This window comes from Aeromonas sp. FDAARGOS 1402, assembly GCF_019046925.1.
Classification (GTDB): domain Bacteria; phylum Pseudomonadota; class Gammaproteobacteria; order Enterobacterales; family Aeromonadaceae; genus Aeromonas; species Aeromonas caviae.
This window is the reverse complement of sequence record NZ_CP077201.1, coordinates 4,565,481-4,587,655: the sequence shown is the minus strand read 5'-3', so window position 1 is coordinate 4,587,655 and position 22,175 is coordinate 4,565,481. Positions and strand designations below refer to the sequence as shown.

The window sequence follows — 22,175 nt, the reverse complement described above, 5'->3', positions numbered from 1 at the left end:
CTATCCGTTTGTGGGCCCGCGCCGTGCATGACGCCCGGGCCGGAAAAGGGGGTTCGCAGTGGCGGGCAATAGTACGAAACAGGGTCACAAACGACAACCCATTCTGACCTGGTCGGCGCTCTCTCTGTCAGGACGCCTGCGCCATACCGTCTATTTCGGGGCGGCCTTGTCAGGCTGGTAGCGGGTTTCGGTTATCTGGTCGAGGCGCAGGATCAGGGTGTCACCCCCCTTGAGGCGATAGGCGCAGTGGGAGGTGTTGCAGCCGATGCGGATATGGGGTTCATCCCCCAGCAGAGGGGACTGGCTATGGGCCTTACTCTCTGGCCAGTTGCCTTGTTCGAGGAGGGTGATCTGCTTGTTAGCCTCTTTCTCCCCCATGGGTCTGGTGTATTCAGATGCCCAGATGACCAACAGGATAGGAAGCATGAAAAGTGCAAATTTCAAATAGGTATTCTTTAACCAAATCAGACAGCTAAATGTAAATGGAGCGGGATAGGTGCGGGCAATTTTCCCACCCTTCATCACGATGGGAAGCAGAACAAAAAAGCGGATCAACCACCATGAGAGAGTCAAGCGCCACCTCACCTTGAAAAACAGGTATGAGAGCATGGCAAAGAGCACTCCAACTGTCATGACGAGAGGGAACACGTAAGGCAAGAGCAGCTGTAGCAGCAGCAGGAATCCGTGAAAAAGAGTGACATCCGCAGGTTGGGAGAACTCGGTGTATTCAAGGCCGAAGCGGTCAAGGTAGCCGTGGTAATATCGCATCCCGACCAAATAGATAGCCGCTGTCAGTAAGGGGAGCAGGGTGCACAGGATGCCGACAAACCCTGGCATGCCTACTTTTTCTTCTTCCTCGTCTTTTGCTGCCCGTAGCGCTTGCAGATGCTTCTTGAGCCACTTGCGCTTCAGTGCGGTTAAATCCTTTTCCATCTGAGATGTCTCCCTGTCCCGAGCGCGTGCTCTTTGCTGCTTCGCGGGTGTCAGCATCTGCCATCGCCATACATCGCCATACAAAAAGGGCGAATGTGGATACTTATATAGGGGGCTCTTCGGTGCGAAAGAGCGCCTTGCCGCAGGCGAGGCAGGTGTGGCGAAAGCGATGATCAGGCCAGCCGGTCTGGGGGTGGCCCAGCACCTTGTCGGAGCCGCAGGCGCAGCAGCGCGCCCCATGTTCATCGTCGGTGGCGCACTCGGGATGCTGGTGCAGGTAGTCGGCGCGGGTGGGCAGACGCAGCCAGTCGGGCTGGGCATGGCGCTGGTTCCAGAAATAGCACCCATAGAAGGTGCCTGCGGCGACGGGCAGGGCAAACCACCAGAAGTGATCCATGTCATGACTCCGACGAGAGGGGATGAGGGCGGCAACAACCCGCTCAGCAGGCGCGGTGCGGCCCCATTTTATCGGGGCGGGAGTGGGGCGGGATATGCCCGGATGGGTAACAAGCGAACCTGCTGGTGGTCGGGTTGGCAAGCCGCAGGGCCGGGGTTGGGGATTATCTATCCATTTAAAAGATGGGTTGTGTCATAACCCATCGCATTTTTGGATGGACAAGGGGGCCTTTCCGGTCGCAAAGCCCGGAGAGCGGGGAGTTTTTGTGAAAAAAATGTGCATATCCTCGTCATGCCGATCTCAAGGGAGTTATTGAGCGAGTGATAAATATCAAGGTATTGATATCAATGGCAAAAACAGTGCTTTTATCAGGCGTTTTCAGGGTGGTTTATGGGGTTTCATAAGGAGCTTTAACCCATTTTCTAGATTGGTTTTTGCATAATCAATCGTTTATTTTGTTGGACAATTGGGGAAAACCTGGTGTCCAATCGGGTGAGCAGGTTGGCCAAACAGTGCCGTCAGCCAGTGTGTAACCCGAGATGTAAGGAGACATCCTGATGGAAAAACTTGACCAAAAAATCGACACCATGCGCCAGGAATTCGAGTCCCAGGGGCAAAAACAGGCCCAGGACAGATGGCAGGCCAGGGTCGATGAACTGCAACGGGAGCGCAGCGAAGCGCCCCAGCCGGAAGCGGCAGAACACTAGCCCCTGGCGGCCTTGTGGCCACCAAGTGAGCGCATAATGAAAAACCACCGCCCTGTTCGGGGCGGTGGTTTTTTTGCGCAGTGGCTAGAGGCGATAGAGGTTCTGGGCCGCATCGAACAGCTCCGCGCGCTCGCCGGTGCCGCCGTTGAAGACGGTGTGGAAGAAGCGCAGCACCTTCTCGTTGGCGAGGGCATCCCCTTCGAAGTAGGCGTGAGAGTCCCCCACATGGGGCTGATTGGTCACGTCTACATAGGTGGCCGTTCTGGCGTCCAGCCGCCGGGTGTAGTGGCCGAGCCTCGCCTTTTGCTGCTCCCCCATCTTCATGCGCGATGCCATCAGGGCACCATCGCGCTCATTGATGGTGATGTAGAGGCGGTTGCGACACTGGATGCGGTCGACCCACTGGGCGTGAAGCTCGTTGTTGGTGTCGGCGGCGGCCATGATGATGTTGTCGAACAGCAGCTGGTTGGCGTGGTAGGTCGTGCTGCCCAGCAGGTGTTTGAACAGGTAGTTGCCCATGCTGTGCAGCAGCAGGTTGATGGTGAAGGGGCAGCGCTTGTTCACCTCCTTGGCAAAGTAGCGATCCCAGGCCTCGCCGTTGTCGGCGAACTTCTTCTGGGCCTTCTCTTCCAGCTGCGTCACATACTGGCCGTTGAACTCGTCGAGCAGCCCCTTCATCTTCTCCAGCACCCGGTCAAGGGCACCGGCCGAGGCCAGGGCATCGCGCTTGTCGCTCTTGTAGCTCAGCACGCCCCGGGCGCCGCCGCCATTGGCGGGCCAGCTGAAGCAGAGCACCTCGACGCCGTACCGGGCCTCGAGCCCCGCGGCCCGTTCCAGCACATCGTCAAGATCGTTGTTGAAGCCGTGTACGAACAGCAGCAGGTGTTTGCCGGTCTTGAGCTTCTGCTTGGCCGTGCTGCCGGTCCCGGCGCAGCGCTCCAGCAGCTTGCGCGCCACATAGGCGCTGGCCGGGTGGGGGAGGTCGGGGTCAAGGCCGACGCTGGCGGCCATCTCGGCGGTGATCTGATCCGGCAGCAGGTCCAGCTGCCACTGTTTGCCCTGACGCCGGGCCTCGGCGAGGCGCAGTTCGTTGGGGCCCTCTGCGGGTTTTTCGCCAAAGATCTCGCTGGGGGTCTTGCCCTGCTCGTTGACCATCCGGTTGGTGACGATAAACATGGTGTTCTCCTTGTTGTCGTGCTCTCTTCATGATCGGCCACGCCCCGGGCGCCCCGATCACTGGCAAAGAGCCTAGTCCGGATCCGGCTGCCTGTCCCCCGGCGCGCCTTGCCTCGCCAAAGGGGTTACGACGATGTAAAGGCGAACGGGATTTGGGGGAATGGCGCCTTCGGGGCGGCGAGGGCAGGAAGACGCTGTCATCACTAGAGGAAGAGGCCCGGATGGACGGGGCCTGCGCCTCGTCAGGACCAGAGGGCAGCGAGGGAGTAGGGGATCCTCAGGCGCACTGTGATCCACTCCCCGACTATGGTCTGACATGCACGCCCGCTATTTGATTATGCAAATGGATGGGCTTAAGATGGCCGCGCGCAACGATCAGATTGATAACAAACGGAAGTTAGGAGATGCCGATGGAAAGCAAAGTAGTTATCCCGACCCAGGGCCAGAAAATCACAGTCGATGCCAGCGGCAAGCTGCAGGTTCCCCACAATCCCATCATTCCGTTTATCGAAGGGGATGGTATCGGTGTGGACGTGACCCTGGCCATGTTGAATGTGGTGAATGCTGCGGTCGAGAAAGCCTACAAAGGCGAGCGCAAGATCGCCTGGATGGAGATCTATACCGGCGAGAAATCGACTCATGTCTATGGCGAAGGTGCCTGGCTGCCGGCCGAAACCCTGGATTTCATTCGTGAATACTGCGTGGCCATCAAGGGCCCGCTGACCACCCCGGTCGGCGGCGGTATTCGCTCCCTCAACGTGGCCCTGCGCCAGGAGCTGGATCTCTACGTCTGCCTGCGCCCGGTCCGTTACTACGAAGGGACCCCGAGCCCGGTCAAGTACCCCGAGCTGACCGACATGGTGATCTTCCGCGAGAACGCCGAAGATATCTACGCCGGCATCGAGTGGAAGGCGGACAGCGATGAAGCCAAGAAGGTGATCGCTTTCCTGCAAAACGAGATGGGCGTGAAGAAAATTCGCTTCCCCGAGTCCTGCGGCATCGGCATCAAGCCCATGTCCAAGGCCGGTACCGAGCGTCTGGTCCGTGCCGCCATCGAGTACGCCATCGACAACGATCGCGACTCCGTGACCCTGGTGCACAAGGGCAACATCATGAAGTTCACCGAAGGTGCCTTCAAGGATTGGGGTTATGCCCTGGCCCAGAAAGAGTACGATGCCCAGCTCATCGACGGCGGCCCCTGGTGCTCCTTCAAGAACCCGAAAACCGGCAAGACCATCGTGGTCAAGGACGTCATCGCCGATGCCTTCCTGCAACAGATCCTGCTGCGTCCGGCCGAGTATGACGTCATTGCCTGTATGAACCTGAACGGCGACTACATCTCCGACGCGCTGGCGGCCCAGGTCGGCGGCATCGGCATCGCCCCGGGCGCCAACATCGGCGACGGCGTTGCCCTGTTCGAAGCCACCCACGGCACCGCGCCGAAATACGCTGGCCAGGACAAGGTCAACCCGGGCTCCCTCATCCTCTCTGCCGAGATGATGCTGCGCCACCTGGGCTGGACCGAGGCGGCTGACCTCATCGTCAAGGGGATGGAAGCGGCCATCGCCAACAAGACCGTCACCTATGACTTCGAGCGTCTGATGGAAGGGGCCACCTTGCGTTCCTGCTCCCAGTTCGCCCAGGACATGATCGACCAGATGTGATCCGGGTCGTTGAAATGCAAAACCGGCGCCATGAGCGCCGGTTTTTTTATGGAGGAGAGCAGGTCGTCAGGTGGTTTTTTCCACGTGCTGCTCGTAGATCTGCTGCCATTTGCTGGTCTCGGCCTCATCTCCACGGGCCTGCCAGAATTCGCAGATGGAGCTGGCGAGCTCGGATGCCATGGCGTGGTCTCCGTCACGGCGGCTCATCAGATATTGTCCCAACCAGCTTTGATATTGTTTCATCGCCCGATCTCCTTATCTAAGGTGCCCAGAGGGGAGTGCTCCTGGCGTCAAGGTCGCGCAGGAGCGATTCGAACTGGGCACATGTTGTGCTGCGCCCGGCAGGTGTTGGTCGCCGGAACCGGTGGTTATCTCACCGGAAAAAGGGGACAACGGGGCGCAGATGTCAAAAAACGGTCTCTATCGTATCACAAAATAACCAGTCAGTGGGGCTGGATGACAAATCAGGCTGTCCAGCAGTCTGGCCGTCTGTGTCATGGTGGCGAGGGCTGAGGCGCCATCTTGCTGATCTCGCAGCAGAAAAACCCGCCAGGTCGGCGGGTCACGGGGGCGAAAAAAAGATCAGATCCGGGCGCAGGCCAGGTATTTTTCCATCTCCTCGGCGGGCACCATGCCGCCGCCGGTGGCCCACACCAGGTGGGTGGCCCCGGCCATCTTGGCTGCATCCAGTCCTTGCCCACTCTGCCACTCAAGGTTGGCGGCCACTCGCCAGGGGCCAGCCATGCCCGCCAGTGCCGAGGGCTCGAGCCGGATCTCTTCATCCCGGGCCAGGAGCCCCAGCAGGTCGTACATCTCCTGATCCCTCAGGGTGTAGAAGCCCGCAAGCAGCCGCTCCATGGCGCGGCCGACAAAACCGGAGGCGCGTCCCACCGCGAGGCCATCGGCGGCGGTGAGGTTGTCGATGCCAAGGTCTTGCACCGTAATGGCATCGTGCAACCCGGTGTGGACCCCAAGCAGCATGCAGGGGGAGTGGGTAGGTTCGGCGAAGAAGCAGTGCACGTTGTCCCCGAACGCCAGCTTTAGACCAAAGGCCACCCCGCCCGGGCCGCCGCCGACACCGCAAGGCAGGTAGACGAAGAGCGGATGGTCGGCGTCCACCCTGATGCCCATCTCGTCGAACTGCTTTTTCACCCGCTCGCCCGCCACCGCATAGCCGAGGAACAGGGTGCGAGAGTGCTCGTCATCGATGAAGAAGCAGGCGGGATCGCGCTCGGCCTCCTTGCGCCCCTGCTCCACCGCCACCCCGTAATCGTCGGCATATTCCACGACGATGGCGCCATGTTCGCGCAACTTTTGCTTCTTCCACTCCCGCGCATCGGCGGACATGTGGACGGTGACGCGAAAGCCGATGCGGGCGCTCATGATGCCGATGGAGAGGCCGAGGTTGCCGGTCGACCCCACCGCGATGCTGTACTGGCTGAAGAAGTGGCGGAACTCGTCCGAGAACAGCGTGCGATAGTCATCCGTCTCGCGCAGCAGCCCAGCCTGGATGGCCAGGTGTTCGGCATGGGCCAGCACCTCGTGGATGCCGCCGCGCGCCTTGATGGAGCCGGAGATGGGCAGGTGGCTGTCTTGTTTGAGCAGCAACCTGCCGGTGAGTTCGACGCCATAGCGCCCATTGAGGGTCCCCTGCAGGGTCGGGATGGCGGCGATCCCGGACTCGATGATGCCGTGGCTGGCGCGGGTTTCGGGGAAGGCCTCACACAGGTAGGGGGCGAAGCGGGCGAGCCGGGCGGAGGCGGCGGCCACATCGTGCCGGGTGAGCCCCACATGGGGCAATCCTTCCGCGAGGGAGGTGGCCCCCGGATTGAACCAGGTCACAGGGGTGAGGGCGATCAGCGGTTCGAGCAGGGGGAAGCGGGCGATGAGCCCGGCAATGTCGGTGTGTGTCATGAAAGCCTCTCGGGGTGGTGACGGAATCATCCCATTGAATGGCACCAGCGTTGCCGTGACAAATGATAAAACGCGTCGCTTGGATGAGCCCAGCTGATGCAAATGGTCATCTACCCTGCTGTGTCTTCGCATACGGGTGAGTTGAGTCTTCCTGGTGAATGCAAACCTCGCCCTTCTGGTATCATCCGCCAGATAAAAGAGAGGGAGGCCCAACCATGCAACGCGATGAGCACCCGGGGGTGAGGAGCAAGCTGCTCAGCAGCCATCAGCTCGCCAGGCTCCACACCTTCGAGGCGGCGGCCCGCCACGGCTCCTTTGCGCTCGCCGCCGACGAGCTCTCCTTGAGCCCAAGCGCGGTGAGTCACCGCATCTCGGCTCTGGAAGAGGCGCTCGGGTTTTTGCTGTTCCAGCGCTTTCACCGCAAGGTGGCCTTGACCACGGAGGGGCAGCGCATCTTCTGGGCCCTCACCTCCTCCCTGGAGTTCATCAATCAGGAGGTGCTGGAGATCAGGGAGCAGGCGCTGTCGGGATCTCTGACGCTGCACTCGCGCCCCTCCATCGCCCAGTGCTGGCTGGTGCCAAGGCTCGCCGATTTTTCCCGTCTGCATCCTCACATCGAGCTCAACCTGCTGACGGGCAACGAGCACATAAACCTGCACGGCTACGGCATCGATCTGACCCTCAACTTCGATGCCAGAACCCCGACGGGCCTGGCCATTCACCCTCTGATGGATGAATTCATGGTGCCGGTGTGCAGCCCTCAATACGCCAGCGACCACGGTCTGATGGGGGAGGTGGGGAATCTGCAGCAGTGCCGCCTGCTCCATGACAGGCAGGCCTGGGGCCTGGACACCGACAGCGACGAGTGGCGCACCTGGGGGAGCCACTGGCATCTCTCCCTGGAGGTCTGCTCGTCACACATGGGATTTGATCGAGCGGATCTGGCGATCCTTGCCGCCACCCACCACGCCGGTGTCGCCATGGGGCGCAGGCAACTGGCAAGCCAGGCGCTGGCGAGCGGAGCGCTGGTGATGCCCTTCCCGGATATGGCGGTGCGCTGCGAGCCGCGTTATTACCTGGCGACCCTCCCTCATCGCCAGTGTCCCAAGATCCAGGCATTCATCCGCTGGATACAGGATCAGGCGCAAGGGGCATCCTGAAACGGGGCCTGGTTTATTGTCCGCGAAGGTGATGCCCATGAGCGCACTATTTGTACAATAAGTGCCGGCACTGCTGCTAAATGACCTGGCGCAGAGCGACGCGGGTAAGAGATAACAGCGTGTGCAACGGATGAGGTGAACCAGAGATTAACCGGGGAAAATAGAAAATAAAGTCCGTGAGGGTATTCCCAATAAGTATCAGGCAGGGAATTAACCACGGTGAATAATGTCCATATGGTGTCAGAGCGCTGCCGGATGGTATAAAAACATTATGTTGTTATCCAATGGGCATGCTATTCTCAAATCGTGTTATCCCTGTGACATACAAAAATAATTCTGTGAGGAAGTAATGAACGAGTTTCTGAAGGTTCTGCTGAACATTCGCAGCTTGCGCGCTGCCATTCGTGAACTGCCGTTTGAGCAACTGCAAGAAGCGAAAGAAAAGTTTGACCTGGTATATAACGAGCGTGCCGAGTCCGTTGAACAGGAACGCGCCGAACAGGAAGAGCGTCAGCGCAAACTGAATGAATTCACCGAAATGCTGCAACAGGCTGGTATCGATCCCCGTGAGCTGATCGGCAGCGTGGCGGCTCCGGCTGCGGCGGGCACCACCAAGAGCAAGCGTGCTCCCCGTCCTGCGAAGTACAAGTACCAGGAAGACGGTCAGGAGAAGACCTGGACCGGTCAGGGTCGTATGCCCAAGGCCATCGCCGAGCAAGTTGCGCTGGGCAAGGATCTGAACGATTTCCTGATCTGATCGCCGGATCCGATTCTCGATAATGCCGCCTGCAGGGCGGCATTATTATTTTCAGAGTTCAGATGATGTCGCAGTAAAACCCAATTGCGCAGGTTACTCCGGTTAATTGGAGAGCCTCGTCTGGAATAGCCATAACCATCATGTGTCCAATAAAGGTGGCGCATCATCTTCCACGCCACCTCGCCACTTATACGCATTGAGGACTCATACAGCCCGTTTTTCTTCGTCCCTTGTGAGAAACGAACATGGATACCTGCTGTGACAGAATGAAATAGCGGCGGTGGATACTCATCTGTACGCCTGAGCGGCCCGTCACTTTTTCTTGCTGATGCATGACGCCCACCGCCTATTAATTTATCCCCCCTATTTATGGTCTGTTTGACACCGCTCTTCTGCGATATATCCGCACGATGCCGGACAACGTGCGGATGAGGCAGACACGGATTGGTGGCAAACAAATAAACCGAATGCTAGATGACGGGTTGTCCGAGTTCAGACTGAACGGTGTGTGCGTATTTTCTCCGGGTGCGGCGACGGGCCTGGACCGCCTCTGCCAGCATGGCAAGCAGGTGTTCACTCTCTTCCCAGCAGAGGCAGGCATCGGTCACTGACAGACCGTATTGCAGCTCACCCAGAGGAGCCGGTTTCTGGTTTCCCCCCAGCAAGAAGCTCTCGACCATGACGGCGGCGATGGCTTGGCTCCCTTCGCTCAGCTGGCGACAGAGCTCTTTGGCGACCTTCAGCTGGTTCGTGTGCAGCTTCTGGCTGTTGCCATGGCTGCAATCCACCATCAGGCGAGGGGGGAGTCCCTGACGGGTGAGGCGGTCTGCTGCCTCCGCCACATCGCTCTGGTGGTAGTTGGGCAGGGTGCCGCCACGCAGAATGATATGGCCGTCGGGATTGCCTTCGCTCTTGATCACCACCATGCCGCCCTGGCTGCCGGGGGCGGTGAAGAGATGGGAGGCGGTACTGGCCTGGATGGCATCGATGGCGACCCGGATATTGCCGTCCGTACCGTTCTTGAATCCCACGGGGCAGGGCAGTGCGGAGGCCAATTGCCGGTGAACCTGAGACTCCGTGGTGCGTGCCCCGATGGCGCCCCAGCTGACGAGATCGGCGAGATAGAGAAAGCTGGTGGTGTCGAGGAATTCGGTGGCGGTGGCGAGCCCCAGTCCATTGATGTCGAGCAGCACCTGGCGTGCCAGATGCAATCCCCGATTGATGTCGTTGCTGCCGTCCAGGTGCGGATCGAAGACCAGCCCCTTCCAGCCCACCGTGGTGCGCGGCTTTTCAAAATAGGCGCGCATGACTATCTGAAGGCTGTCTTCATAGGCGGTGGCGAGCCGTGCCAGCCGTCCGGCATAGTCCAGGGCCGCGACGGGATCATGGATGGAGCAGGGGCCAATCACGACCAGCAGGCGATCGTCTTCACCTGCCAGGATCCGGCGTGCCTGATGGCGCTGGCTGTCGATGTGCCGGGCCATGTCGGCCGGACAGGGGTGCTGCGCCAGCAGCTCGGCAGGGGTGGGGAGCGCCTCTATGGCGAAGGCGCGCATGACCGAATTCAAAACTGCCATCTGGAGTTACCTTGCTGTGCATGTGTGCGATGGGGAACCCGTATGCGCCATCCCGTTGGGAGCAGACAGGTTCACGGCTCATCGCAGTTGTTGAGAATGATTGTCATTATCTTGGTGTTTGTCTCAAATGCAAGCGCAATGAAATCGCCAGGCGAAGATGGGGGGAGAGAGAACGATGGCGGGGGAACCGCAGCAAAAGCAGGCCGCTCCCCGAGGGAAGAAGCCCGCCAGTCACAAGATAAAGAGGGGGTCAGCTGTCCATCACGGCGTGCCTGTCCTGGTGGTAGGCGTCTTCATCCTTGCCGCTGCGCCAGTAGGGGACTGCGTAGACCCGCTGGCGCTCGGCATTCAGGGTGCGTCTGACGTGGCGGCGCAGCGGCACGACCAGGCTCTCTTCCCCGCCAAACCAGAAATAGCTTCCCTCTGCGACCATGGGCTGGGCGGTGAAATGCGCCACCAGGGTCGCGGCCTGTTCCGGATTGCCCACGAACCAGCGCAGGTCGACGCCGGCCGGCAGCGACAGATCCTGCACGTCGTCCTGATGGGGGACCAGCAGGGCGATATGGCCGAGGGCATGGGCTGGCATCACTTCCACCATGGCGCTGATGGCGGGCAGGGCGGTGAGATCCCCCGCCATGTAATAGTGCTCGGCCATTTGCAGCATGGGGTCGGGGCCGCCCGGGCCCGAGATGGCGAGCCTGTCACCCGGTTTGGCGTGCAGGGCGAAACGACTGGCGGGGCCGGCCTCGCCGTGCAGGGCGAAGTCGATGTCGAGCTCCAGCGCCTCCCGGCGAAACGCGCGTATGGTGAAGGTGCGAATGACGGGTTTCTGGGCGGGATCGAGCCAGCGGGGCCCCTTGTCGGTGGGGGTGGGCAACACTATCTCGCGCTGACCCGGTCGGGGCAGCATGATCTTGACATGAGCACCGCCACAGCTGAAGGGGTAGTCCACAAGCTCGGGGCTGGTCAGGCAGATTCGGCGCAGGTGCGGGCTCACATCCTGAACATGCTTGACGGTGAGCAGGCGGGGGCGATTGGCCGGGGCGGGTTGAGACATGGGCATACTCCTGGCTGATGATGGCGCCCATTTTTGATGAAATGAAAACTATTATCAATTGGTTTGTGGCAGAATGGGTCGCGATTGACCTCCTCGGGATGTCCATCGCGATCCCACACTCTCTGCCTGGGTCAGGTTCGATCGCTTCCCCCCAGCGCCCGATAGATGCCTGCCATGTTGTTGAGCTGGGCCTGTTGCTGTGCCAGCAGAGCGAGCTCGGCATCCCACAGGCGGTTCTGCTCATCCAGCCAGGGTTGCACCCCGGTGGCACCGGCCAGAAAACGGGCGCCAGCGAGCCTCTCGGCCTCCCGGGCATAGGCCCTCTGCTGCTCCAGATAGCGCAGCCGCTGTTCCCCTTGCTGACGGGCGGCCAGGCCATCCTCCACTTCCAGCAGCGCGGTATAGAGCTGCTTGCGAAATTCGGTTTCGGCAATCTGGTAGTCGATGTCGGCGCTGGCGATGGAGAGCCGGGTCTTGTTGTACTCGAGGAAAGGGAGCGCCAGCGTGGCGCCCAGGGTGCCGACTGGATTTTGCAGCACCTGGGTCAGGGTATCCGAGGTGGTGCTGGCACCGCCGGTCAGGCTCAGGGTGGGATAAAAGCCGGTGCGGATCTCGTCTCCCCTCGCAAGGGTCTTGCGCAGCCTGAGTTCGGCGGCGCGCACATCGGGCCGCCGGGCCAGCACATCGGCGGGAATGCCGGCCGCCAGGGACGGGATCGGGCCCATTACCAGGGCGTCGGGAGCGTCAGCGAGCGGCCCGCTGCTGCGGCCCAGCAGCAGGCGAAGAGCATTGCCCGCCTGTGCCCGCTGCTGGGTGAGGGTGGCGAGCTCCGCCTGCTTGCCTGCCTTCTGCTGGCTGGCCTGTACCAGATCGAGTCGGGTCACGGCGCCCGCCTCGTATTTGGCGCGGGTCAGGCGCTCAATGCGCTCCAGATTGGCCAGTTGCTGGGTGCCCAGGGTCATGGCCGAGCCGAGGTAGGCCAGTTGCCAGTATTGCTCCAGGGTCTTGCCGATGAGCAGCAACCGGGTGGCGGCCAGATCCTGTTCGCTGGCCTGTGCTTCCCAGCTTGCCTGATCCCTTGCCGCGGCCAGTCTGCCCCAGAGATCCACCTCGTAGCTGAGGTTGAGGGAAGGGCCCAGGTTGCTGCTGGCGCTGCCATCTTTCATGTTCTTGGTGCCGCTGGCCCCGAGATTGGCGCTGACCGAGGGGGTGAGGTTGGTGTCAGCCAGATCGGCGCCGAGCAGGGCATTCTTGAGCTTGAGCCCGGCCACCCGCATGTCCGGGTTGGCGGCCAGCACCGCCTCGACCAGGCGATCGAGTGCGGGATCCTGGAATCCCTGCCACCAGGGGCCAGCCTGCTGCGCGGTGAGACCCCGGCTCTCCTGCTGCCATGCTGGCGCCACGTCGAGATCGGGTCTGTGATAGGTGCTCTGCTGGCTGCAGGCACCGAGGCTGGCGGTGAGCATCAGGCTTAGCCCGAGCCTTGATAGGTTGTGCATCGTCATTCCCTCGCCAGTGCCTCCACCGGATCGAGCCTGGCCGCATTGCGGGCGGGCAGGTAACCAAACAGGATCCCGATGAGGGAGGAGCACCCGAAGGCCATCAGGATGGAGAAGAGCGAGAAGCGCATCTGGAAGCTTTCCACGAGCAGGGAGAAGAGAGCGCCGATGAGCAGGGCGAGGCCGATACCGAGTAGCCCCCCCAGCAGGCTGACCATCACCGCCTCGATGAGGAACTGTTGCAATATGTCGGACTGGCGGGCGCCGACGGCGATGCGGATCCCTATCTCCCGGGTGCGCTCCACCACCGAGACCAGCATGATGTTCATCACTCCGACGCCGCCGACGATGAGGGAGATCACCGCGATGGCGGAGACCAGCAATGTCAGGGTGGCGGTGGTCTTCTCCACCGATTTGACGATGCTGTCGCTGCTGAAGGTGAAGAAGTCCTTCACGCCGTGGCGCTGGGTGAGCAGGGCGACTGCCGCCTGCTCGGCCAGGGCGGGCTGGACGCCGTCCTTGACCCGGATGGTGATCTGGGTGAAGTGCTGCTGGGAGAGGAGACGGCTCATGACGGCGCTGTAGGGGAGCCAGACATTGACCGACTGGCTGCTGCGGCCAAAGCCGGTCTCCTGGGTGACCACCCCCACGATGCGCACCGGCAGGGTGCCGACCAGCACCACCTGGCCGACCGGGTCCACCTGGCCGAGCAGGCTCTCTATGGTCTTGCCATCCACCACGGCGACTGCCGTCCGGTTGCGAATGTCCCGCTCATCGAGCAGGCGCCCCTGGGTGAGCGTCATCCCCTTGACCCGGAAAAAGTCGTTGCCGACCCCGATCACGCTGCCGCTGCTGGTCTTGTTGCGATAGCGAAGCTGGCCGGATGTCGCTATCTGGGGGCTGGCCCCCTCCAGATAGGGCTGGCCGAGCAGCGCGTCGAGATCCCGCTCGTTCAGGGTCTGGATGCTGGCGGCCTTCTCGTCTCCCCAGTCCTTGCCGGGGAAGATGTCGATGGTGTTGGTGCCCATGGCGTTGATGTCGTCGATCACCTTGGCGCGCGCCCCCTGACCCAGCGCCACCACGCTGACCACGGCGGCGATGCCGATGATGATGCCGAGCATGGTGAGGAAGGTGCGCATGCGATGGGCCAGCATGGCGTGCAGGGCCATGCGCCCCGCCTCCCGGTAGCGATCCCAGCCCCGGCTTGCGGTGCGGACGGCGGCGCCTGTGCTCTGTGCATCTTGCCCGACAGAGGGAGGGGCCAGCTGGCTGCCGTCACCTGGCTGCGGGTGGGCCGGCGTCCCGGATAGGGAGGGTGAGGCTGCGTTGTCATCGGTCGCCCGATGGCCGCTGTCCTCCACTACCCGCCCGTCACGCAGGGTGATGATGCGATCCGCATGGCTTGCCACCGCCATGTCGTGGGTCACCAGAATGATGGTGTGGCCCTGGGCGTGCAGCTCCTTGAGGATGGCCATCACCTCCTTGCCGCTCTGGCTGTCGAGAGCGCCGGTGGGTTCGTCCGCCAGGATCACCTCACCGCCGTTGGCGAGCGCCCGGGCAATACTGACCCGCTGCTGCTGACCGCCGGAGAGCTGGCCGGGTCTGTGGTGGCTGCGATCCTGCAGTCCCAGGCGGGTCAGCAAGGTGCGGGCACGGGCCTGGCGATCAAGGCGGGCAGTGCCGGCATAGATGGCGGGGATCTCCACGTTGGCGGCCGCATCCAGATGGGGCAGCAGGTGATAGCGCTGGAAGATGAAGCCGAAGTGGTGGCAGCGCAGCCGTGCCAGGGAGAGGGCATCCAGGGTCGCGGTATCCTGGCCGCGAAACAGATACTGGCCGCCACTCGGGCGATCGAGGCAGCCCAGCAGGTTCATCAGGGTCGATTTGCCGGAGCCGGAGGCGCCGACGATGGCCACCATCTCCCCGGCATCGATGGCGAGATCCAGCGGGTGCAGCACGGTCACTTCGTGCTCTCCGCTTTGGTAGCGCCGCTCGATGCCCTTGAGACGGATCAGGGGCTCGCTCACGGCTCCATCTCCCCTTCATCGTGCAGGGCCGGCTTGCCCTGCTCCAGGATCACCTTCTCATGCTCGGTCAGGCCGCTCACCACCTCAATCTTGATGTCATCCTTCATGCCGGTCTTGATGCGGCGGGTCTCTCTCTGGTCCCCCGCCTTGAGCAGGCTGACCTCGTACTCGTTGTCGCCAATCTTCTTGCCGAGGGCGGTCTGGGGAATGGCCAGTACCTGCTTGCGCTCGCCGAGTACGATGGTGACCTGGGTCGTCATGGCGACCCTCAACTGATGGCCGGGGTTGGGCACATCGAACAGGGCATAGTAGTAGATGGCCGCATTGCTGGTGGCCGTGGTGCTGGCCGTCTGTTCATTGATGTTGGTGGGGGCCAGCTCGACCGTGCGAAGGGTACCGTGGTAGCGAGTATCCGGATCCCCTATCAGGGTGAAATAGACCGGCATGCCCGCCTTGACACGGGTGACGTCCGCTTCGGAGATCTGGGCCTTGACCGTCATGGTGTCGAGATTGGCGAGCTTGAGCAGGGTCGGTACCGTCTGGCTGGCGGCCAGGGTCTGCCCCTGCCGGGTGACGATGGAGACGACGGTACCATCCATGGGGGCCTGAATGCGGTTGTAGCCGAGCTCCGTCTTGGCGCGTTCCACCTTGATGATGGCGTTGTCGATGTCGGCCTGGGCGCTTTGCAGCTCGGCCCGGGTGACGGCAAGCTGGGCTTCGGCGCTCTCCAGATCCGCACGAGAGCTCGCTTCCTGCCGAAACATCTGCTGCTGGCGGCGCCAGGCAAGCTCGTTCTGTTTGAGCTGTGCCTGCTTGATATTGAGCTGGGCGCGGCGGCTGGCCAGCTCAGCTTCGGCGGTCTTGAGGTTGTTCTGGGCGATCAGGGGATCGATCTCCGCCAGCAGCTCTCCTTGTTTGACCTGTTGACCCGCTTCCACCGCGAGATAGGTGACCTGACCCGAGACCTGGGCCCCCACATCCACCTGCTCGATGGCCTGCAGTACGCCACTTGCGAGCACCGTCTGCTCCACATCCTGTCGGGTAACCGTTGCGGTCAGTACCGGGTCCGGTGTGTTGCCTGGCCAGGCCAGCCAGGTGACGAGAGGGATCAGCACAAGGGCGAGCAGGGCGAGCTTGCCGGGTTTTCGAAGAGCTTTCATTTATCACCTGAACGAAACGAGCGAAGGCGTGCAAGGGCCATATCGTGCAGCAAATGGCCCTCAAAAAGAAGCGAGCAATGTGTAAGAAATCGTGTGGTTCTGGCGGTGACGCAGTGGAGGAGGTCAAGCTGGGGGAGGGTGACGGCGGGGCGTCAGAAACAAGAAGACCCGCTCAGGGAGCGGGTCTTGTGGTGTCAACCGACGGCTTTGAGCAAGGCGGCGTGAGGCTCGTGGCAGATCTGGATATCGAGGGGCAGTTTGTAGAGGAGCAGACGGGCCAGCGAGCCCTCCATCCAGTGATGACGGCTGCCGACCAGCAAGAGGTCGGCGGGGTGAGCGGTCAGCCAGCGCTGGAGATCCGGTACCACGTCATCCACCACCAGGCACTGGTAATCCACTGGGTGAGACAGCTGGGTGATGAGTTCACTGATGATCGCCTTGGCATCCAGGGTGCCCTGGGGGCTGCGCTCCTCTTGTGACAGGGACAGACTATTGCGACGGGTCTTGCTGCTGTGGGTCAGGTGCAACAAGGTCAGGTTGGCGCCCAGCCCTTGTGTCAGACGGCTCGCCTTGGCCAGTGTCTCCTGCTCGTAATCCTTGCCTTCCAGCAACAGCACAATATTGGTCGGGCTCATAAGCAGTTCTCCTTGGCAGGTGCGGGTCAGACAGCGGAAGCGCGCTCCCATCCTCCCTTCCCGCGAAATGTCAGCTCAAACGAACCCGGTGTGTTTGCATCAAGCGTCACCTTCTGTCGATGGCAACTGAAGGTACCGAGTCCGTTTACATCATCATAACAGACTGAGTTGAATGGAAAATGAAGGGATGTGTCCGTTCGAAATGTGAATGAGTGCAACGAAGATGAGTGGCGTCCTGACCATGGCGATGAAAACCCGACTGGGTGATGACCAGGCTGACAGGCTCAGACTGAGCATCAAGACACGTGCCGCGGATTAGCCAGGGCCGCCCCTCGTTCTTGCTTGCGGTTCACGGCATCGGTCAACCAAGCCCGCGCCGTCGGCAAGAGGCTTCAACTGGCCACCGCGATGATGACTCGGTCAATCTGAAAGGGCCGACATGGACGGGAGGGCATCCCGTCCGCCCCGTGGTCAGCTTGCGAGCAACTCACGGGCGTTGGCCAGGGTGTTGTCGGTGATCTGATCGCCCCCCAACAGGCGGGCCAGTTCGTTGAGCCGGGCGCCCTGGGTGAGCGCCTGCATCTGGGTTTCCGTTGTCTTGCCGTCGGTGTGTTTGCTCACCACCATGTGCTGGTGACCCTTGCCTGCCACCTGGGGCAGGTGGGTGACCACCATCACCTGGGTGGATTCGCCGAGCTGGCGCAACAGGCGGCCCACCACGGCGGCGGTCGGGCCGCTGATCCCCACATCCACTTCGTCGAAGATAAGGGTCGGGGTTGAGATCTTGCGTGCACTGATCACCACGATGGCGAGGCTGATACGCGACAGCTCGCCGCCGGAAGCCACCTTGCCAAGGGGTTGGATGGGCTGACCCGGGTTGGTGGTGACCATGAACTCCACCCGATCGATGCCAAGGGGCGAGAGGCTGCTCTGGGCATCGGGTCGCACCTCGATGGCGAAGCGGCCATCGGGCATCGCCAGTTCGTGCATGCTGGCGCTTACCTTGGCGCCCAGCTCCTCGGCATAGCGCTGGCGGCTCTGGCTCAGGGCCTCGGCGGCCTGCACGAAGGCCTGGCGGGCCGAGGCCAGCTCGTCCTCCATCCCCTCGAGGCGCTCCTCGTCGGAGTTGAGGCGGGCCAGATCGGCGGCCAGCTCCTGATGGTAGTGGGCCAGCTCCGCCGGTTTGACATGGTGCTTGCGTGCCAGGTTGATGGCCTTGGAGAGGCGGCTCTCCAGCTCGTTGAAGCGCTCTGGATCCAGTTCCAGCCGGTCGAGATAGCTGCGCAGCTCGCTGTGGCTCTCCTGTACGCCGATCAGGGCTTCGTTGAGCATGCCGAGCACGTTGCCAAGCCGGCTGTCCATGCCGACCAGGGTCTCGGCCCTGTCCACGGCCGTCTGCAGCAGACCGGCGATGGTGGTCTCTTCATTGTCATAGAGCAGATCGAGGCAATACCCGCACTCCTGCATCAGCTCGGTGCCATTGGCGAGCCGCTGATGCTCCTCTTCAATCTCTTCAAACTCTCCCGGCTGAAGGGCAAATTCGTCCAGCTCCTGCACCTGGTATTCGATGAGTTGACGGCGGGCTTCCCGCTGCTGCTGCTCGGCCTTGAGCCGGTTGAGCTCGTTTTGCAACTGGCGCCACTGCTGGTAGTGGCGGCGCACATCGTCGAGGAGCAGATGATGACCGGCGTAGCCGTCCAGCAGTGCGAGCTGGTAATCGGGTTTGAGCAGCATCTGGTGAGCGTGCTGACCGTGGACGTTGACCAGCAGTTGACCCAGGTTCCTGAGCTGGGCGAGGGGGACGGGAACCCCGTTGATATAGCTGCGAGAGCGCCCCTCGGCGGACAGTACTCGCCGGACGATGCACTCACCGTCATTTTCAAGCTCGTTGGTGGCGAGCCAGGCCCGGGCGGCAGGATTACCCTCCAGCAGGAAGCGGGCACTCACCTCGGTCTTGTCGCTGCCCGGGCGCACCATGCTGGCTTCGGCGCGCTCCCCCAGGCACAGCCCCAGAGCATCGATGGCGATGGATTTACCCGCCCCGGTCTCCCCGGTGATGCAGGTCATCCCCGGTTGCAGATCGAGCTCGAGAAACTTGACGATGGCGAAGTTGTTGACGGTCAGCTGGGTCAGCATGGTCTCATCCTGTATGGGTCAACATTACTGTGTATGCATCCAGTATATACTGGTCTTATATACAGTAAAGTGGGCAGGGAGGATTTTTGCGAAACAGGGGGAGGGCAAGGATGTCAAGGCCGCGGCATGGGTGTGACGCCGATCAGATGGCCTGCAAAATCAACCTGCGTACCTGGCATGGGCTGAGGTGATGCGAGAAGCCACCTTGAGGCGCTCTCTTGTGGTGAGTGGCTGGCTGAGACACACTCGAACCAGTCCTGGTTGAGCCTGGGCTGTGCACAGACCTCTTCGCAAGGATGCGTCACGATGATCCATACCCCGACCCTGCTGCTGATCTCCCTGGCAATCAACCTGATGTCGGGGCTGATCATGCTGTTCATCCACTCCCTGAAGCCAGGTCGAGGCAACTTTCTGTACTGGTCACTCTCCGCTTTTCTCTTCTCCCTCTCCATCCTGCTGCTCAGTCTGGGGGTATTGGGAGGATATCCGGCGCTGGGCATCCGGGTCGGCGGCCTGGTCTCGCTCATGAGCATCCTGCTGTTGCTCGCCGGTTTTTGTGCGCTTTACGAGCGCGCATGGCATCCCCGTGCCGTGAGGGGAGGCGTGGCGGTGTTGCTGCTGCTCTATCTGGGATTGTCCAGCCTCGCCCCCGTGCGCATTGTGCTGGCCCTGATGGAATCGATGTTGTACCTGTGGTGCGCCTGCCTCATCGTCTCTCTCGGCCGGCAACAGAAGCGGGTGCTCCATGCGGTGGCGCTCATTTACCTGCTGCATTTCACCATCCTGCTGAGCCAGGGGGGGCTGCTCTTGCTGGGAGTCGAAGGGCGGATGGGGGGCGGAGGTTGGCTCGATCTCATCTTCTTCATGCACATGGTGCTGACCATCGGCTCGGTGTTGCTGCTGCCTCTGGTGGCCTATGTGGAGACGGAGGAGGCATTGCTGGCGCTCTCGGAGCGGGATCCCCTCACCGGGGTGCTTAATCGGCGTGGCCTCTTCAGGCAGGGGGAGGGGGCTACGCCTGGCCAGACGCGCTGCGTGGTGGTCCTGGACATCGATCACTTCAAGCGGGTCAACGACCAGTTTGGTCACGGCTGCGGGGATGAGGTCATTCGCTATGTGGCCGGGGTGCTGGTGGCCGAGGTACGCAAGGATGATCTGGTGGGGCGCATCGGTGGCGAGGAGTTCGCCATCATCATGGGGGGCGTGAGCGGCCAGATGGCCCACGACATCTGTGACCGAATCCGCCGCCAGATAGAGACGGGCTCCCGGCAGGGGGCCTGCCTGCCGTGCGAGGGGGTCACGGTGAGCATGGGGGTTGTGTGCGCCAGTGCCGAGGCTGACCTGGCACTGATGCTGACCAAAGCCGATGCTGCCATGTACCGGGTGAAGGAAGCGGGGAGAAACGGGGTGCATCTGGCATTCGAGCCGGCACTGCCTCGGCTGGTCGAAAGCAGCGAGGGGTAGACCCTCGCCACCGGTGTTGCCTGGCTAGAAGAGCTTGCTGCCCCAACCGAGCTTGTTGCGCAGCACGTGGAAGTAGCTGTAATCCAGCGGATGCACCAGATGAAGCTTGTGGCTGCTCTTCTTGATGAGGATCTCGTCCCCCGGGTGGACCGCCAGGGTGACCTGGCCGTCGCAGCTCACCTGCATGGCGTCGTCCTGGTTGTCTGGCGAGACCAGCAGCCGCACTTCGCTGTCCGCATCCAGCACGATGGGGCGGCTGCTCAGGGTGTGCGGGAACATGGGCACCAGCGTGATGGCGTTGAGTTTGGGGGTGAGAATGGCGCCCCCTGCCGACAGGGAGTAGGCGGTGGAGCCGGTGGGTGTCGCCACTATGATGCCGTCCGAGCGCTGGCTGTACATGAAGCTGCCGTCGATGTAGACCTCGAACTCGATCATGTGGGCGATCTTGCCCGGGTGAAGCACCGCCTCGTTGACCGCGAGGTTGCTCGACTTGCGCTCCCCGTGGCGATAGACGGCGGCCTCCAGCAGGAAGCGATGCTCGCTCTTGAAGTGACCCGAGAGCACCTGCTCCAGGGGCAGCAGATAATCCTGGGGCGAGAGATCGGTCAGGAAGCCGAGGTTGCCCCGGTTCACCCCGATCACCGCCACATCGAACCGTGACAGCACCCGGGCGGCCCCCAGCATGTTGCCGTCACCGCCGACGACGATGGCGAGATCCGCCTGCTCGCCGAGCTGCACCAGATCCATCACGTTCTCCCCGAGCAGCCCCAGGGTATGGGCCACCCGGCTCTCCAGCAGCACGCGAAAGCCACGGCTGGTCAGGTACTGATACAGGCCGGTCAGGGTTTGGTTGGCCCCCTCGTGATGGGGCTTGCCGATGAGGGCAACGGTTTTGAACGGAGAATCCATAGGTTATCGGGTCTGGGAGAGTCTTGGGGGGAGTATACCGCGCTTTGCCGGGGATTTGTCTGCCTCCGTGGCGGTTGGTGCGATCGGCCCCGAAAAGGGGCTGCCTGGCACGCGGATGGGCGCCATTGTGCCCGATCTGCCCTTTTCCCCTTGAAAGCCGGGGCTGTGTCCCCATAATAGCGCCAACACAGGGTCTGCTGGCGCGTGTCGCTTGTCTGAACGCCAGCCACCCTCACACGCAACCCCTGAATATTGGAGATGTCATGAGCCACGAAGAACAAAAGGTTGAAGCGATGGAGCAAGTGGAAGCCCAGCCAGTCGAGCCGACCGATGTAGACAGTGAAGTGACAGCCGAGCAGGCCCGCATCGCCGAGCTGGAGGCCCAGCTGGAGGCGGCCCAGCAGGCCTCCCTGGAAGAGCGCGAGCGCGCCATTCGCGCCGTCGCCGAGATGGAGAACCTGCGTCGCCGTGCCGCTCAGGACGTGGAGAAAGCCCACAAGTTTGCACTGGAGAAGTTCGCCGCAGAGCTCTTGCCGGTGCTGGACAACCTGGAGCGCGCCATCGAGCTGGCGGACAAGGAGAACGACACCCTCAAGCCGATGATTGAAGGGGTCGAGCTGACCCTGAAATCCATGCAGAGCGGCGTGGCCAAGTTTGGCCTGGTGGCGCTGGACCCGACTAACCAGCCGTTCGACCCCAATGCCCACCAGGCCATGAGCATGGTGCCCAGTGCCGACGTGGCGCCGAACACCGTGATCGCCGTGATGCAGAAGGGCTACGAGCTCAACGGCCGCGTCATCCGCCCGGCCATGGTGATGGTGTCCAAGTCCGCTGACTGATCGCGCTGTTCTCACCAAGCCCGCCGCTTGGCGGGCTTTTTGTTGGATGTGGCGCCAAAAAAACGTGTCTGGCGTCATTTGGCTGTCAGGTGGCCTGTATGCAGGTTTTTTCAGGGCCGGACTTGAAGCGCCGACTTGAGACCCCATATAGGTTGCAAGGCCAC

General features: G+C 61.9%; 19 protein-coding genes. 6 read left to right on the top strand and 13 right to left on the bottom strand.

Features of this window, described 5'->3' with window-relative positions; genetic code table 11:
* Positions 1-150 precede the first annotated feature (150 nt).
* Positions 151-933 carry a hypothetical protein gene (locus I6L32_RS21400; RefSeq protein ID WP_216944474.1) on the bottom strand — a complete coding sequence of 261 codons (783 nt, stop codon included), beginning with the start codon at positions 931-933 and terminating at the stop codon, positions 151-153.
* Between the two features lie 103 nt (positions 934-1,036).
* A complete protein-coding gene (locus I6L32_RS21395; protein ID WP_041214792.1) occupies positions 1,037-1,330 on the bottom strand; it encodes a hypothetical protein in 294 nt (97 codons plus the stop codon).
* 557 nt (positions 1,331-1,887) lie between these two features.
* Here I6L32_RS21395 and I6L32_RS21390 point away from each other — a divergent pair.
* Positions 1,888-2,037, top strand: a complete 150-nt coding sequence (locus tag I6L32_RS21390; RefSeq protein WP_010673628.1) for a hypothetical protein — start codon at positions 1,888-1,890, stop codon at positions 2,035-2,037.
* Positions 2,038-2,121: 84 nt separating this feature from the next.
* On the opposite strand, the gene I6L32_RS21385 is transcribed toward I6L32_RS21390, so the two are convergent.
* Positions 2,122-3,213 carry an alpha/beta hydrolase gene (locus tag I6L32_RS21385; protein ID WP_042864175.1) on the bottom strand — a complete coding sequence of 364 codons (1,092 nt, stop codon included), beginning with the start codon at positions 3,211-3,213 and terminating at the stop codon, positions 2,122-2,124.
* 410 nt (positions 3,214-3,623) lie between these two features.
* Here I6L32_RS21385 and icd point away from each other — a divergent pair, with 410 nt between their 5' ends.
* Complete coding sequence (gene icd / locus I6L32_RS21380) at positions 3,624-4,877, top strand: NADP-dependent isocitrate dehydrogenase (RefSeq protein WP_216944473.1); 1,254 nt, start codon at positions 3,624-3,626, stop codon at positions 4,875-4,877.
* 66 nt (positions 4,878-4,943) lie between these two features.
* Here the strand turns inward: icd and I6L32_RS21375 are convergent, their stop codons facing one another.
* Together I6L32_RS21375 and dsdA are read right to left on the bottom strand one after the other, a co-directional pair.
* On the bottom strand, positions 4,944-5,120 hold the full coding sequence (locus I6L32_RS21375) for a hypothetical protein (protein ID WP_010673631.1): 177 nt from the start codon (positions 5,118-5,120) through the stop codon (positions 4,944-4,946).
* A gap of 339 nt (positions 5,121-5,459) precedes the next feature.
* Positions 5,460-6,791, bottom strand: coding sequence for a D-serine ammonia-lyase (gene dsdA, locus I6L32_RS21370; RefSeq protein ID WP_119197442.1), 1,332 nt, complete (start codon positions 6,789-6,791; stop codon positions 5,460-5,462).
* Between the two features lie 215 nt (positions 6,792-7,006).
* Between dsdA and dsdC the strand changes: the two genes are divergently transcribed.
* Positions 7,007-7,951, top strand: coding sequence for a DNA-binding transcriptional regulator DsdC (dsdC, locus tag I6L32_RS21365; protein WP_113069943.1), 945 nt, complete (start codon positions 7,007-7,009; stop codon positions 7,949-7,951).
* 349 nt (positions 7,952-8,300) lie between these two features.
* Complete coding sequence (locus I6L32_RS21360) at positions 8,301-8,708, top strand: H-NS family nucleoid-associated regulatory protein (RefSeq protein ID WP_010673634.1); 408 nt, start codon at positions 8,301-8,303, stop codon at positions 8,706-8,708.
* A gap of 470 nt (positions 8,709-9,178) precedes the next feature.
* Here I6L32_RS21360 and I6L32_RS21355 read toward each other — a convergent pair whose 3' ends face one another.
* The 7 genes from I6L32_RS21355 to recN form a co-directional block, all read right to left on the bottom strand.
* Entirely contained in the window at positions 9,179-10,285 is a 1,107-nt protein-coding gene (locus I6L32_RS21355; RefSeq protein WP_119197443.1) for a 3-deoxy-7-phosphoheptulonate synthase, read from the bottom strand.
* 250 nt (positions 10,286-10,535) lie between these two features.
* Positions 10,536-11,342 carry a siderophore-interacting protein gene (locus I6L32_RS21350; RefSeq protein ID WP_216944472.1) on the bottom strand — a complete coding sequence of 269 codons (807 nt, stop codon included), beginning with the start codon at positions 11,340-11,342 and terminating at the stop codon, positions 10,536-10,538.
* Between the two features lie 131 nt (positions 11,343-11,473).
* Complete coding sequence (locus tag I6L32_RS21345; RefSeq protein WP_216944471.1) at positions 11,474-12,847, bottom strand: efflux transporter outer membrane subunit; 1,374 nt, start codon at positions 12,845-12,847, stop codon at positions 11,474-11,476.
* The gene (locus I6L32_RS21340) at positions 12,844-14,868 is read right to left on the bottom strand and encodes a MacB family efflux pump subunit (protein WP_216944470.1); all 2,025 of its coding nucleotides are present in this window, start codon (positions 14,866-14,868) and stop codon (positions 12,844-12,846) included. Before I6L32_RS21340 ends, I6L32_RS21345 begins: the two co-directional genes overlap by 4 nt.
* Entirely contained in the window at positions 14,865-16,028 is a 1,164-nt protein-coding gene (macA, locus tag I6L32_RS21335) for a macrolide transporter subunit MacA (protein WP_216944469.1), read from the bottom strand. Before macA ends, I6L32_RS21340 begins: the two co-directional genes overlap by 4 nt.
* 194 nt (positions 16,029-16,222) lie before the next feature.
* On the bottom strand, positions 16,223-16,663 hold the full coding sequence (locus I6L32_RS21330) for a universal stress protein (RefSeq protein ID WP_216944468.1): 441 nt from the start codon (positions 16,661-16,663) through the stop codon (positions 16,223-16,225).
* A 471-nt stretch (positions 16,664-17,134) separates the two neighbouring features.
* Positions 17,135-18,799, bottom strand: coding sequence for a DNA repair protein RecN (gene recN / locus I6L32_RS21325; RefSeq protein ID WP_043154712.1), 1,665 nt, complete (start codon positions 18,797-18,799; stop codon positions 17,135-17,137).
* Between the two features lie 306 nt (positions 18,800-19,105).
* Between recN and I6L32_RS21320 the strand changes: the two genes are divergently transcribed.
* On the top strand, positions 19,106-20,263 hold the full coding sequence (locus I6L32_RS21320; protein ID WP_043154715.1) for a diguanylate cyclase: 1,158 nt from the start codon (positions 19,106-19,108) through the stop codon (positions 20,261-20,263).
* 24 nt (positions 20,264-20,287) lie between these two features.
* Here the strand turns inward: I6L32_RS21320 and nadK are convergent, their stop codons facing one another.
* Positions 20,288-21,172 carry an NAD(+) kinase gene (gene nadK / locus I6L32_RS21315; RefSeq protein WP_010673644.1) on the bottom strand — a complete coding sequence of 295 codons (885 nt, stop codon included), beginning with the start codon at positions 21,170-21,172 and terminating at the stop codon, positions 20,288-20,290.
* Positions 21,173-21,435: 263 nt separating this feature from the next.
* Between nadK and grpE the strand changes: the two genes are divergently transcribed.
* Positions 21,436-22,011, top strand: coding sequence for a nucleotide exchange factor GrpE (grpE, locus tag I6L32_RS21310; RefSeq protein WP_029314044.1), 576 nt, complete (start codon positions 21,436-21,438; stop codon positions 22,009-22,011).
* Positions 22,012-22,175: the final 164 nt, after the last annotated feature.